Annotated in this window: 12 protein-coding genes, 1 pseudogene and 1 riboswitch; of the genes and pseudogenes, 6 read left to right on the top strand and 7 right to left on the bottom strand. The window is 75.2% G+C overall.

What is annotated here, in order from left to right; all coding sequences use genetic code 11:
* Nucleotides 1-194 precede the first annotated feature (194 nt).
* Entirely contained in the window at nucleotides 195-557 is a 363-nt protein-coding gene (locus AB0M97_RS28275) for a metalloregulator ArsR/SmtB family transcription factor (protein WP_365963812.1), read from the bottom strand.
* Nucleotides 558-768: 211 nt separating this feature from the next.
* Nucleotides 769-983: riboswitch (cobalamin riboswitch) on the top strand.
* A gap of 27 nt (nucleotides 984-1,010) precedes the next feature.
* On the opposite strand from AB0M97_RS28275, the gene AB0M97_RS28280 reads away from it, so the two are divergent.
* Nucleotides 1,011-2,129, top strand: a complete 1,119-nt coding sequence (locus AB0M97_RS28280) for a HoxN/HupN/NixA family nickel/cobalt transporter (protein WP_365963813.1) — start codon at nucleotides 1,011-1,013, stop codon at nucleotides 2,127-2,129.
* A gap of 23 nt (nucleotides 2,130-2,152) precedes the next feature.
* On the opposite strand, the pseudogene AB0M97_RS28285 reads toward AB0M97_RS28280, so the two are convergent.
* Both AB0M97_RS28285 and AB0M97_RS28290 read right to left on the bottom strand, forming a co-directional pair.
* A pseudogene (locus tag AB0M97_RS28285) lies at nucleotides 2,153-3,135 on the bottom strand (nucleoside hydrolase).
* 115 nt (nucleotides 3,136-3,250) lie between these two features.
* Nucleotides 3,251-3,412 carry a hypothetical protein gene (locus AB0M97_RS28290; RefSeq protein WP_365963814.1) on the bottom strand — a complete coding sequence of 54 codons (162 nt, stop codon included), beginning with the start codon at nucleotides 3,410-3,412 and terminating at the stop codon, nucleotides 3,251-3,253.
* Between the two features lie 222 nt (nucleotides 3,413-3,634).
* Here AB0M97_RS28290 and AB0M97_RS28295 point away from each other — a divergent pair, with 222 nt between their 5' ends.
* The gene (locus AB0M97_RS28295; protein WP_365963815.1) at nucleotides 3,635-4,480 is read left to right on the top strand and encodes a hypothetical protein; all 846 of its coding nucleotides are present in this window, start codon (nucleotides 3,635-3,637) and stop codon (nucleotides 4,478-4,480) included.
* A 55-nt stretch (nucleotides 4,481-4,535) separates the two neighbouring features.
* Here AB0M97_RS28295 and AB0M97_RS28300 read toward each other — a convergent pair whose 3' ends face one another.
* Entirely contained in the window at nucleotides 4,536-5,345 is an 810-nt protein-coding gene (locus AB0M97_RS28300; protein WP_365963816.1) for a GAF and ANTAR domain-containing protein, read from the bottom strand.
* A 457-nt stretch (nucleotides 5,346-5,802) separates the two neighbouring features.
* Here AB0M97_RS28300 and AB0M97_RS28305 point away from each other — a divergent pair, with 457 nt between their 5' ends.
* Nucleotides 5,803-6,177 carry a DUF6401 family natural product biosynthesis protein gene (locus AB0M97_RS28305; protein ID WP_365963817.1) on the top strand — a complete coding sequence of 125 codons (375 nt, stop codon included), beginning with the start codon at nucleotides 5,803-5,805 and terminating at the stop codon, nucleotides 6,175-6,177.
* A gap of 94 nt (nucleotides 6,178-6,271) precedes the next feature.
* On the opposite strand, the gene AB0M97_RS28310 is transcribed toward AB0M97_RS28305, so the two are convergent.
* The 3 genes from AB0M97_RS28310 to AB0M97_RS28320 form a co-directional block, all read right to left on the bottom strand.
* The gene (locus AB0M97_RS28310; RefSeq protein ID WP_365963818.1) at nucleotides 6,272-7,090 is read right to left on the bottom strand and encodes a hypothetical protein; all 819 of its coding nucleotides are present in this window, start codon (nucleotides 7,088-7,090) and stop codon (nucleotides 6,272-6,274) included.
* Nucleotides 7,091-7,213: 123 nt separating this feature from the next.
* Nucleotides 7,214-8,275 carry a hypothetical protein gene (locus AB0M97_RS28315; RefSeq protein ID WP_365963819.1) on the bottom strand — a complete coding sequence of 354 codons (1,062 nt, stop codon included), beginning with the start codon at nucleotides 8,273-8,275 and terminating at the stop codon, nucleotides 7,214-7,216.
* Between the two features lie 64 nt (nucleotides 8,276-8,339).
* Nucleotides 8,340-9,515 (bottom strand): PP2C family protein-serine/threonine phosphatase, encoded by a 1,176-nt coding sequence (locus AB0M97_RS28320; RefSeq protein ID WP_365963840.1) that lies wholly within the window; start codon nucleotides 9,513-9,515, stop codon nucleotides 8,340-8,342.
* Between the two features lie 145 nt (nucleotides 9,516-9,660).
* Between AB0M97_RS28320 and AB0M97_RS28325 the strand changes: the two genes are divergently transcribed.
* The 3 genes from AB0M97_RS28325 to AB0M97_RS28335 all read left to right on the top strand — a co-directional run bounded on the left by AB0M97_RS28325 (nucleotide 9,661) and on the right by AB0M97_RS28335 (nucleotide 12,411).
* Nucleotides 9,661-10,110: a hypothetical protein gene (locus AB0M97_RS28325; protein ID WP_365963820.1), complete on the top strand. Its 450-nt coding sequence runs from the start codon at nucleotides 9,661-9,663 to the stop codon at nucleotides 10,108-10,110.
* A 303-nt stretch (nucleotides 10,111-10,413) separates the two neighbouring features.
* Nucleotides 10,414-11,328, top strand: coding sequence for a hypothetical protein (locus tag AB0M97_RS28330; protein ID WP_365963821.1), 915 nt, complete (start codon nucleotides 10,414-10,416; stop codon nucleotides 11,326-11,328).
* A 102-nt stretch (nucleotides 11,329-11,430) separates the two neighbouring features.
* Nucleotides 11,431-12,411, top strand: a complete 981-nt coding sequence (locus AB0M97_RS28335; RefSeq protein ID WP_365963822.1) for an endonuclease/exonuclease/phosphatase family protein — start codon at nucleotides 11,431-11,433, stop codon at nucleotides 12,409-12,411.
* Nucleotides 12,412-12,474 lie beyond the last annotated feature (63 nt).

Genomic DNA, 12,474 nt, shown 5'->3' on the forward strand with positions numbered 1-12,474 from the left:
AGGGGCCGTGTCGGGGGGTGTCCGCCCGCAGCGGTTGGCGCGTCCGCGCCGGTCCCTTCACGGCCCACCGATTCCGCGCCGTTCCGAGGACGGACACCCCCCGGCGCGGCCCCGCCCCACCCACCGAGCGAACCGCGCTACGCGCGCCCCCACCGAACCCGCACAGGCCGCCGGAGGCACCCGTGCCCGCCCCCTCAGCGCCCCCGGTTCGCCTCGCAATGGGTCAGCAGCGCCCGTATCTCCTCGTCCACCACCCGGTAGCGCACCACGCGGCCCTCTTTCTCGCCCTGCACCACCCCGGCCGCGCGCAGCAGCCGCAGGGCCTGGGAGACCGCCGGGTCGTTCATGCCGGTCGCGATCGCCAGGTCGGACACCGCCAGCGGCCCGGTGCGGTGCAGGGCGAGCAGCAGCGCGAGCCGCTTGGCGTCGGCCAGGAGCGAGAAGCGGTCGGCCCAGGTGCGGACGTGTCCGGGCTCGCCGATCGCGGCGATGGCGTCGCACACCCGGTGGCCGTCGATGGCACGCCGGTCGGCGCGGTCGGCCGGGACGAGATGCATGGGGTCATCCTCGCAGGTGCCCTCCCGTCCGCCCCCTCGCCGTACCAACCCCACCTCATCCAGCCCCACCCACCTCGTCCGGCCTCACCCACCTCCTCCAACCCCCATTCACCTCTCCGCCCCCGCCCACCTCGTTAAAACCCTCACCCCGCCCCATGTGATCTTGAATACCTGCGCAGCTGTGCAGCTATGCAGCGGTGCCCCGCAGGGCCTACCGTGGGCGCGCCGTGGTGTTCGGGAAGCCGGTGACGGTCCGTCGGGGAACCGACGGGCCCAGGCCGGAGCGGCCCTCGCCACTGTGATCGGGGAGTTCGCGTCCCACGCCCCACGAGGGGCAGCCACTGGCCACCGCACGGCGGCCGGGAAGGCGGGCCGCGAACGCACGACCCGTAAGCCAGGAGACCGGCCACGGCATCTCACGAACTGATCCACGAGGTGCTGGAGCGTGACCGGATGACCCTGCCCGACCCTGCCCCGACGACCGCCACGACGGCCTCCGCGACGTCGTTCCGCTGGCGGCGGGAGGACACCCTCAGGACCGCCGGCCTGCTGGCCGTGATCGCCGCCCTGCACGTGGTCGCCTTCGGCGTCCTGTTCCTGCTGGTCGTACCCGCCCACTACGAGGTCGGCTCCAAGGCCTTCGGCATCGGCCTCGGCATCACCGCCTACACCCTCGGCGTGCGGCACGCCTTCGACGCCGACCACATCGCCGCGATCGACAACACCACCCGCAAGCTCATGGCCGACGGCAAGCGGCCGGTGTCGGTGGGCTTCTGGTTCGCGCTCGGCCACTCCAGCGTCGTCGTCCTGCTGGCCGGTCTGGTCGCGGGCGGCACGAGCCTCGCCGGCCGGGTCATGGACGAGGACTCCGGCACCCACCAGGCCCTCGGCGTCCTCGGTACGACGATCTCCGGCACGTTCCTCTACCTCATCGCCGCCCTCAACCTGGTCGCGCTGCTCGGCATCCTGAAGGTGTTCCGGGCGATGCGCGCGGGAGAGTACGACGAGAGGAAGCTGGAGCAGCACCTGGACTCGCGGGGCTTCATGAACCGCATTCTCGGCCGCCTCACCAGGTCCATCTCCCGGCCGGGCCAGATGTATCCGCTGGGCTTCCTGTTCGGGCTCGGCTTCGACACCGCCACCGAGGTCACGCTGCTGGTGATGGCCGGTTCGGGCGCGGCGGCGGGCCTGCCCTGGTACGCGATCCTGTGCCTGCCGCTGCTGTTCGCGGCCGGCATGAGCCTGTTCGACACGCTCGACGGCACGTTCATGAACTTCGCCTACCAGTGGGCGTTCTCGAACCCCGTCCGCAAGGTCTTCTACAACCTCACCATCACCGGCCTGTCCATCGCCGTCGCGTTCTTCATCGGCACGATCGAACTCGTCGGCGTACTGCACGAGAAGCTCGACCTCAGCGACGCCGTGACGAGCTGGATCGCCGGCATCGACCTCGACAGCGTCGGCTACGTCATCGTCGGGCTGTTCGTGGTGGTGTGGGCGGCGGCGGTGTCGTACTGGAAGGTCGCCAGGGTGGAACAGCGGTGGGCGGTGCGGCCGGCCGAGGCCGACTGAGCCGACCCGGTCCGCCCGATCGGCTAGCGCTCCACCGCTTCCAGGTACAGCCTCACGAAGCGCGGAACGTCCACGTCCAGCGCCACGTCCACCAGCGCCTGTTCGCGCACGCCCTCGTGGAGTTCCGATTCACCCGGGCGCGCGCGGCGGTCGACGATCGTCTGGCCGCGGGCCGGGCCCGGGGCCAGGGACACCTCGACCGGCAGGCGGTGCGTGGTCAGGCCCCCCGGGTCCGCGACCGCGCACACCGCGCCCGCGTCGCCGAGACCGCCGCCGGGGTCCGACGCGTCGGTGACCGGCCCGCGGCGGGCGAGGAGTTCACCGGCGAGGCGGGTGCCGGGCTCGGTGCTCGCCCGCAGCCGGCGCAGGTCCGGCCCCGGCACGATCACGCGCCGGAACACGTCGAGGCCGTACATCGTGACGGGCACCCCGGCGGTCAGCAGGATCGCGGCGGCCTCCGGGTCGTGCCAGACGTTGAACTCGGCGACGGGCGTGGCGTTTCCGCCGGACACCGCGCCGCCCATGAACACGATCCGCTCGATGTTCCGGGTGACGTCCGGGTGGGTGCGCAGCAGCAGCGCGATGTTGGTCAGCGGCGCGGTGGGGATCAGCGTGACCGGGCGCGGCGAGGCGAGGATCTCGCGGTGCAGCAGCGTCACCGCGTCCACGTCGGCGGGGGCGCGGGTGGGGCGGGCAGGCCGAGGTCGCCCATGCCGTCGTGGCCGTGCACGTGCCGCGCGGTGCGCACCGCCTCGATCAGCGGGCGTTCGGCGCCCCGGGCGACCGGGATCTCCGGGGCGCCGGCCTGCTCCAGCACGGTCAGGGTGTTGCGTACGACGCCGTCGACGTCGGTGTTCCCGGCCACGCAGGTGACGGCCCGCAGGTCGAGGCCGGGGTGCCGGACGGCGAACAGCAGGGCGAGGGCGTCGTCGATGCCTGTGTCGCAGTCGATGATCACCGGGATGGGCCGGCCGTCGCTCTGCGGGCCTGGCTGGTCGGTCGTCACGGCGGCCTCTCCTTCCACGGGGCCGGGCGGTGGCCATCGGCGTCCGGTGGGCCTCGGGTACCTGCCGGGCCCCGGGTCTCTGTGTCGGCGACGATGACGACGTACACGTCGGACCTTACGCGGGTTCCCCCAAGGTGGTCCCCCGGACCCGTCGCGCGATCCGGCGGAGCAACTCCTCGCCGGGCAGCTCGCCCGGCGCCGGGAAGGCGCCGCCGTATTCCCCGAGGAGGTGGGCGATCGCCCGTTCGATGCTGCCGACGATGCTGCGGTGCACCACGACCGGGCGGGTGCCTGGCGCCGTCGGGGCTCGCCCGATGGCCCCGCCCGGTGCTCGCCCGATGGCCCCGCCCAGTGCTCGCCCGGTGGCCCCGCCCGGTGCCCCTGCCCGGTGGTGGCCCGGTGGCTCACCCGGACGGCGCCGCGCACTGGTGGGCGGGCGGGCCCGGTGGTGCCGTGTAAGGGCGTACCCGATCTTGGAAGGCCGTCAAGGAGGCAGTCGATGAACCGTTCCCCGGCCGCTCGTGTCCTCGTCGCGTGGGCCCTGTCGGCGGCCACACTGCTGACCGCGGTCGCCTGCTCGGCCGTCGGAACCGACCGGCTCCGGTCCGGGCCCCGCCCGTCCGCCTCACCGGCCTCGCCCACCTCGCCCGCCCGGCCCTCGTCGTCCGCCTCCCCCGCGTCCCCGGCCGCCGAGCAGACCCCGGTGGCTCCCACGAAACCGGCCGCGCCACCCGGCCTCACCGGGGCGCAGGCGCGGGCCGCGCTGGTCACGGACACCGACCTGGGCGGGCCGTGGGTGCCCACCCGGGGCGTGGCGACCTGGCGGGACGGGCTGCTCAAGGCCACCACCCGCGACGCGGACTGCCGGCGCCTCCTCGACGCCCTCTACGCCGACGACCTCCTCGGCGCCCCGGGCGGGCCGCGCGCGGTCGCGGCCCTGGACGACATGGACACCGACGCCCAGCTCCGCTACCAGGTCACCTCGCATCGCGTACCGGACCTGGACCGCACGCTGGACTGGCTGCGGGCGCTGCCGGAGCGGTGCGGTCACTTCGCGGCCACCTCCGAGCGGGGCGGGACGGCCGAGGTCAGGGTCACGGAGGTGCCGCTGCCGGAGGCGGGGGACGCCCGCCAGGGCCTGCGGGTGACGCTGACCGGCACGGACGCCGACGGCCGGCCGGCGGTCCTCACACTGGAGGCCGCGGCGGTCCGCGTCGGCGAGGACGCGGTCAGCGTCACGTACGGCGGACTCGGCGACGTCTACTCGGAGATCACCCGCGCGGTGGCCGACCTCGGGGCGCAGCGCCTGACGGAGGTCAGGAAGCGGGGGCGTGCGCTGGTGTGAGTCGGCGCCCGCCCGGAACCCGGCGCCGCGTGCCCGGGTCCCGCCGCCTGGGCGCTCAGTCCCGCTCGAACTTCTTGCGGCGCGCCACCACGTCCCGTGCCACGTCCAGGGCGGTGCGGCCCTGCGCGAAGGCGTCCCCGCGCAGCCGGGCCAGCGCGTCGTCGGCGCCCAACCCGAGCTGAGCCATGATCATGCCGATGGCGTGGTGGACCTCGTCGTGGTCCGCGGCCAGGCCGTTCAGCCAGGGGGTGCCCTCCGCCTCGTGCTCCTCGCCGCGCGGCAGCGCCATCAGCGCCACGGTCATCGCGCCGGCCACGATCTCGGCCGTGCGCCGCTGCCGCTCAGTCAGCTCACCGGGTGTCTCGCTGTAGAGGTCGAGCGTGCCCACGCACACGTCGTCGAAGCCGAGCGGCAGCGCGTACACCGCCCGTACGCCGGCCGCCGTGGCCGCCTCCGCGAAGACCGGCCAACGGCCCGCGTCGCCGCCCCGGCTCAGGTCACGGGCGAAGACCGGCTCCCCCGTCTCCAGCACCCACTGGCAGGGGCCGTCCCCCAGCGTGGCCTGCACGTCGGCGAGGTGCGCGGCCCGCGGGCTGCTCGCGCTGAGCTGCGCGGGCATGCCGTCGCCGCGCAGCGACACGCTCGCGCCGTTCACCGGCAGCAGCGCGACCGCGACGACGCACAGCAGTTCCGGCACCTGCCCGGGTGCGGCGCCCCGCAGGGTCGAAGCGATCAGGTCGGCGGCGCGCGCCCGGTCCTGGTCCAGCTCCGGGACCGCACCGTGGGCTCCCGGCTCGTAGCCGCCCCGAGCGCCGTGCGGACCGGGGTCGTCGCCGGGGGCGCCGTGACGGTCGTCCCTCGGCACGGCTACCGCCTCCTTCACTCACCACGGTCTGTGCAACGTCGACCGGGTTCCCGGGGCGCCCCGCACGACACGGGCACGTCCGGCCGGAAACACCGTCCACCCCCCTGGAACGAGGGCCGACTACCCGAGCCCTCGGAGGCGAAACGCGACGTGGCCACCGCTTCTGGCCCCGGGACTGCACCCGCGCGGCACCCCGACCGGCGTGCCCCGACCCACCCCGGCTCGCTTCGGCATCCCCGCCACGGCCGGCGCCCGATTCGGCATCCCCGCCACGGCCGGCACCGCCCCTCACAACGGCGTCGGCGGCGACCTGATCGGGCGGCGCACACCGGCTCGGCCAGAGCGAAGGAACCCGGGCCGCAGGCGGCCCAGTACGCGGGCGCGGCGCGTCCCTCGTGACGTAAATCATGGCAAACCCGGTGCTCTGCTCCCCGGTGTCCTGATTACGGTGGGACGCATGTCCCCCCTGGCCAAGATCAGCAGCACGTACGGGCCCCGCTTCGCGGAGTTCGCGTTCGAGCCTGCCTTCACGGCCGCCGTGGACCAGCACGTGGCCGAGATACGGGAGCGCCTGTCGGGGGACCACCCGGGGCTGGTCCCGCCGCCACCGTGCCGCGAGGACCTCACCGACTACGCCCTGGGTTTCCTCGACGCGCTCGCCGAAATCGACTGGCGCGAGCCCGTGGGCCACGACTACGCGGTGTGCCGTCTGACCGCGATCAGCTGGCTGGTCCGGCAGCACGACCTGCTGGCCGGGACCGAGACCCGCGCGGGCGCGGATTCCGGCGACGAGGACGGCGGCAGCCGCAGCACCGCCGGCGACGTCGCCTGAGCCGACGGCCGCACGGCCCGCCGCCCCCGGCACACCACGGCATGCGGAAACCGCCTGCCGGACCGCTCCCCACGGCCCGGCAGGGGTTTGTGCGTCACATGTCCGACGGGCGGTCCATGCCGCCGCCACCGCCGCGCATCTCGGTGGCACCGCCGGTGCTCTCGGTGCGCTCACCGGCCGGCTGGTGGCGCATCGCGTCCTCCCGGCCCGCCTGGTAGGCGGCCATGCTGCCCTTGCGGCGGCTCGTCTCCTCCTCCGCCGCCGACAGCATCCGCTCCATGCGCTCCCGCATCGGCGTGATCATGCCGCCGCCGACACCGACGATCAGGATGCCCGCGACGGTGGCCAGCGCGGCGATCAGCAGCGAGTGGACGACGTTCTCCGCGATGCCGGCCTGGCCGAGCGCGGCGACCACACCGAGCGCGACGATCGCGCCCCACACGCCCGTGGCGACCGTGGTGCCGTACGACGCGGACGACAGCGCGCCCTGGACGATCGAGCGGACCATGTTGGCGATGGCCATGGCGACGACGACGAGCACGACGGCGACGATGCCGCGCGGCAGCCAGGCGACGATGCCGTTGATCATCGCGCTGACCGGGTTCGGGCCGAAGACGCCGAGCGCCAGCTGGACCACGATCAGCATCAGCGCGAAGTACACGATCTTCGCCACGATGCCGGTCAGGTCGTACGTGGAGTTCTGCAGCATCCGGGCGGTACCGGCCCGCTCCGACAGGCGCTCGGAGCCGACCTTGCGCAGCACCCGGTCCAGCACCTTGGTGATCATCTTGGCGATGAACCAGCCGATGACCAGGACGACCAGGAAACCGATCAGCTTCGGCACGAACGTGGCGATCTTCGACCAGGCGTCGTCGAGTCCTCGGGTGAAGTCGATGGCGAGGGTGGTGGCCATGGGCGGCCCTTCCTTCGGTCGGTGGCGGCTTCCCCCTGCTTCGTGGATATCAGCCGTGCGGCGGACGGACCGCGGTGAACACCGCCGAACGAGTGAACGGCGCCTCCCGCGGCACCGCGGCCGTCAGTCCTGCGTCTGGAGCTGGTCCAGCTGGCGGCGGACGTGGTCCAGCGCGCCCTCGCGCCGCCCGGGCACCCGGCCGCGCAGTGCGGCGAGCTCCTGCCCCAGCCGCCGGGCCGTCGCCGCGTCCCCGACCTGCCCCCACTGGTGGTGCGCCCGGTCCACGGCCGCTTCCACGGCGGGCGCGTCCGGCGTCTGCCCCGCCGCCAGCCGCGCCGACGCGATCGCCATCCAGGTGCGGCAGCTGCGCGCCGCGTCCCCGGCGAACATGGCGAGATCCGCCCGCACCTCGGCCCAGTGCAGCGCCTCCTCCGACCCGGGCCCGTGCGCCTGCACGGCGGTCTGCTCGTGCCGGGCGGCGAGCGCGTCGGCGTCGCCGTGCCGGCCGGCGCGCACGGCGGCGCTGATCGCGGCGTGCGGGTCGCCGGGGGCGGGCACGGGGGTGGTCAGCACCAGGTCGGTCCCCGTCCTCTCGGGCGCGGTGCGGGCGAGCGCCTCCAGATGCAGCTGGTCCGGCGGCGGCCGGAACCCGCTGCGCAGGATCGTCGCCACGGCCTTCATGTACGCGGGCTGCGCCACCGCGCGCCGGGCCGGGGGCGGGGCGACCCGGCCGTAGACCGCGTTGTTGCGGCCGCAGTCCAGGGGGCGCGACCGCAGCCACTGCCAGGTCTCGGGGTCCGCATGCAGGTCGAGCAGGAGCGTCGTCGTGCCGGCCGGCCGCAGCCGCAGCTCCTCGCGGATCCAGTGCCAGGGCAGCGCGGTGTAGCGGACGGTCGCCGGGGTGGTGCGGGCCAGCGCCAGATGGGGCAGCCGCTGGCGGCGGTCGAGCTGGAGCTGCCCGGTGACGTACACGGTGAGCGGGCCGGGGGCCGCGGCGGCGGCGCGCAGCCGGGTCAGGACGGCCTGCGGTTCGAGCGGGTCGGCGAGTTCGACGACGTTCGCGGTGTCCGCGCCGGACAGCACGGCGGGCGGGACGGCCGCGAGGACGGGCAGCACGGACGCGGCGTCCACCAGCCGGCCCCGGCCCACCGGCGAGGCCGCGAGCAGCAGCACGGTTGCGGGCATCGTCCCCTCCCCCTGTCGATCACGTACGCCAGCACCGTAGCCGCTGCGGCCGCGGGGGAGGGGCTCAGGCCTGCAAACGTCCTCGTTCGGGGTTCTCGCCGGGTGCCGGGCGCACCGCGAACACCGTGGTGTCGTCGGTGAGCCGGCCGCGGGTGTGGCGCAGGGTGCCGTCGCGGACCAGCGCCACCAGGCGGTGCGGGTCGGCCGCCCGCGGGTCGGCGGCGACGGCCCGCGCCACCTCTTCCTCCAGGGGGTAGAAGACGTCGTCGCGGTCGCGGGCCTCGGTCACCCCGTCGGTGAACAGCAGCAGCGTCTCGTCCGGGGCGACGGGCACGCGGTGCACGGGCGGCGGGGCCGGGTCGAGTTCGGCGAGGCCGAGCGGCAGCGCGCCGCAGCCCGGCAGGGACCGCACGCCGCCGGCGCCGACCGCGAGCGGGGGTTCGTGGCCGAACACGACGGCCTCCACCACACCGTCCCCCTTCGCCGGGAAGCAGAGCAGCACGGCCGTGGCGAACCGGTCCGCGTCACGCCGGCCGAGCGCCCTGAGGTGCTGCCGGTGCCGCTGCATCCGGGTCTCCAGGCGGTCGGCGACCGTGGCGAGGCACGGCTCGTGGTACCCGGCCTCCCGGAACGTGCCGAGCAGCGCGGCAGCCGCCTCCACCGCGCCGAGCCCCTTGCCCTGTACGTCGCCGAGGAGGACGCGTGTGCCGTGCGGGCCCGGCTGGATGTCGTAGAAGTCGCCCCCGACGCGGGCGTCGGTGTCCGCGGTGAGGTAGACCTCCGCGTGCTCCAGACCTCCCCAGCCCGGCGGCAGCGGGCGCAGCACGGTCCGCCGGGTGGTGTCGGCGATGTCCCGCATGTGGATCATGCGCCGCTCGCCGCGCAGCCGGATCGCGCAGGCCAGCGTGGCGAGGACGCCGCCCAGCGCGACGAGCACGAAGTCGGCCAGGCCCGCCTGGTACTGGTCCGGCCAGGCGCCGTCCACCACGATGTAGCTCACCACCGCCAGGAGCGCGTACCCGGCCGTCGTCCACACCCGGCAGATCGTGGCGGCGGTGCCCGGCACCAGCACGATCCAGGTGATGATGCGGAAGCTCCCGGGCGTGACGGCGTCGACGGCGATGATCAGCACGAGCAGCAGCAGCGGCGGCAGCCACGCGACGCTCCGGCCGCGCACCCTCAGCAGCGACTGCGCCCGCACGACGTCCCGGCGCCCGGCCCGCGGGTACCGGACGCGCAGGCCCTGGCCGCCGTCGCTCACGGCCCCAGCGAAACACGCGGCGGCACGTCCCGCATCCCCTCCCGGCGGAGCCCGCCGCCGAGTTGACGGTGGCGGGTGGCAGGTGTCCGCTGGTAGGCGGGGGCGAGGAGGAAGGAGTCCTCTCATGGCTCACGCCGCTCCCGCGTCCCGCGGGAAGCGCAGCAAGGGCGGCACGGCCGCCTCCACCGACATCTTCGGCGCACGGGCCCATACGGGCATGGCGTGGGCGCTGCCCCTGGTGCTCGGGCTGGTCTTCGGCTACTGGGCCGCGGCCAACCGGCGCGGCGGCGGACCCGTCACCGGCTGGAACCTGCTGTTCGGCTTCCTGACGGCGTTCGCCTTCATGGCCGGGTACGCCGCCGTACGCGCCGTGGCGCCGCGGCTGAAGCGTGAACCCCGCGCACTGCTCTGGGCGGGCTTCACCGGTACCGCGACCGGCTTCCTGATCAGCCAGACCGGCACGAGCGTACTGCGGTCCGCGACGCTCGCGCTGGCCGTCGCGGCGGGCTCCTTCGCGGTGCTGTTCTATCGGTACTGCGTGCGTGAGAACGCGGAGGACGAGCGCGTGGGCTGACGGGCTCGCGGGCGGGCGGCGGAGCCGACTGGGCTTGCGGGGCGGGCGGCTGGTCCCGGCGGTGCCGGCTGGGCTCGGCGGTGCCGGCTGGGCTCGCGGGGTGGGCGGCGGAGCTGATGCCGACGCTCCCGTCGACCCCGGGCCGATCCCGCCCGCTCCCGTCGACCCCAGGTCGATGCCGCCGCTCCTGTCGACGCCGGTTCGGGCCGGCGCAACCGGCGCGTACGCCCATCCGCACCCCCCGTGCGCCCATCTGCACGCCTCCCGGTCGCGTCGCGCGCCACCGCGGCCTTGGCTGACAACGTGCGCCCCCGTCCTCCGCACCTCCCGCTCCCGCGCGGCCCGCGCGTCCGGAACGCCCTGTCGGCGGCCCTGATCGCGCTGGCCTGCCTGCTCGTGCCGTTCGGCACGCTCGCGGCCTGGGCGGCGTACGGGCTGGCCGACACCGGGCGGTACGTCGCCGCGATGGCGCCGCTGGCGTCCGACCCGGACGTGCGGGGCGCGGTCGCGGACACCGTCGGGGACGACATCCTGGCGGAGGTCGGCGCGGACCCGGCGCGCGGCACGTTCAAGCCCTTCGTGCACGAGGCGGTGCGCTCCTTCACCGGCACCGAGACGTACCGCACGGCGTGGGACGCCACCAACCGGACCGTGCACGGCGCGGTGCTGCGCGCCCTGCGCGACGACCGCGCCGCGGGCCGTGCCGTCACCGTCGACCTGGCGCCCGTCACGGCCCGGGTCAAGGCGCGGCTGGCAGCCGACCACATGCCGTTCGCGCATCGCATCCCGGTCGAGCACACCGCGGTCGCCGTGCTGCCGGCCGACGAGGTGGACCGGCTGCGGAAGGGGTACCACGTGCTGGACGTCGCCGCGTTCTGGCTGCCGCTCGGTGCGGTCGTCTTCGCCCTCGCCGGGATCGCCGTCGCCGCGTGCCGCCGCCGCGCGGTCACCGCCACCGGCCTCGGCACGGCCCTCGGCGGCGCACTGCTCGCCCTCGCCGTGGCGCTCGGCCGCCGCCTCACGGTCGCCGGCCTCCCGGACGAACTCCACCGCCCGGCGGCGGGAGCGGTCTACGACGCCCTGACGACGACACTCCGCACGGCGTCGTGGCTGCTGGTCACGCTGGGCCTGGCGGTGGCGGCGGCCTCATGGCTGACCGGGCGACACGGCCGCCGCCGCCTGCCCCGGCAACCGTCGCCGGGGGCGGTCCGTCCGTGACGGAGTGCATGGGCGGTCCGTGGGCAGTTGTGCCGCGGGGCGGCACCTGGTGATGGTGTGCGCGCCCCGGGTACCGGCACGGCGGGAGGGGACAACGTGGACATGGCGACGGCCGAACAGACCGCGCCCGGCGCAACACGCGCCGGGCGCGCCCCCGTATGGCTCGCCGCGCTGCTCTTCGCCGCCGTGAGCGCCGTCGTGGGATGCCGCATCGCCGACACCGACGCCGTCACCCCCGTACCGCACCTCCTCGCCTTCCTGCCCTGGCTGCTGGTGCCGACCGGTCTCGGCCTGCTGCTGACGCTGTTCGCCCGGTGGTGGACCGGCGCCGCGTGGGGCGTCGCCCTGCTCGGGCTGCTCGCCTGGTACATCGAGCCGTACGGCAAGACCGACGTCCCCGGCGGGCCCGCGCTCGCCGAGCTGCGCGTGATGGCCTCCAACGTGGAGTTCGGGCAGGGCACCGCCGCACTCGTCGCCGCCGTGCGGCGCGAGGAGCCCGACCTGGTGTTCGTCTCCGAGTGCGAGTACACCTGCGGCGCGATCCTGAGCCGCGACCTCACCGGCAGCCACCCGCACCGCCGGGCCGTCGAGGGCGGCGGTTCCCAGGGCTCCGTCATCCTCAGCCGCTTCCCGCTCAGGGCCGCCCCGGGCGTCCCCGGCACCATGGGCATGCCGGGCGCGGTCGCCGACGTGCGCGGCCACGCCGTACGGCTCCAGCTCGCGCACCCCATGCCCCCGCTGCCCGGCCACATCGGCGTGTGGCGCGAGGAACTCGGCGCGCTGCGCGACTTCGCCGCCGCCGGCCCCGGCACGCCCACGATCCTCGCCGGCGACTTCAACGCCTCCCAGGACCACGCGGCCTTCCGCCGCATCCTCGACACCGGGCTGCGCGACGCGACCCGCCTGACGGGCGCCGACCGCACCCCGACCTGGCCGTCCCGCACGGCCCCGGCGCTCGGCGTCCAGATCGACCACGTACTGGTGTCGGACGGCTTCGCCGCGCACCGCGCCCGCTTCCTCGACCTCGCGGACTCCGACCACCGGACCCTCGTCGTGGACCTCACCCTGCACGGCGAGGACTGAAGGACGCCGGTGGACACCGAGACGCGGGCCCCCTGTGGCAGGTGGCCCGCGCCTCGGTGTCCT

Origin of the sequence: Streptomyces sp. NPDC051207, from assembly GCF_040682395.1 — a bacterium.
Taxonomy (GTDB): Bacteria; Actinomycetota; Actinomycetes; order Streptomycetales; family Streptomycetaceae; genus Streptomyces.

Bases quoted from the DNA above. Each gene is read 5' to 3' on its own strand.
- AB0M97_RS28295 (WP_365963815.1), top strand. From the start codon at position 3,635: ATGAACCGTTCCCCGGCCGCTCGTGTCCTCGTCGCGTGGGCCCTGTCG.
- AB0M97_RS28335 (WP_365963822.1), top strand. From the start codon at position 11,431: ATGGCGACGGCCGAACAGACCGCGCCCGGCGCAACACGCGCCGGGCGC.
- AB0M97_RS28305 (WP_365963817.1), top strand. From the start codon at position 5,803: ATGTCCCCCCTGGCCAAGATCAGCAGCACGTACGGGCCCCGCTTCGCG.
- AB0M97_RS28280 (WP_365963813.1), top strand. From the start codon at position 1,011: ATGACCCTGCCCGACCCTGCCCCGACGACCGCCACGACGGCCTCCGCG.
- AB0M97_RS28310 (WP_365963818.1), bottom strand. From the start codon at position 7,090: ATGGCCACCACCCTCGCCATCGACTTCACCCGAGGACTCGACGACGCC.
- AB0M97_RS28325 (WP_365963820.1), top strand. From the start codon at position 9,661: ATGGCTCACGCCGCTCCCGCGTCCCGCGGGAAGCGCAGCAAGGGCGGC.
- AB0M97_RS28315 (WP_365963819.1), bottom strand. From the start codon at position 8,275: ATGCCCGCAACCGTGCTGCTGCTCGCGGCCTCGCCGGTGGGCCGGGGC.
- AB0M97_RS28275 (WP_365963812.1), bottom strand. From the start codon at position 557: ATGCATCTCGTCCCGGCCGACCGCGCCGACCGGCGTGCCATCGACGGC.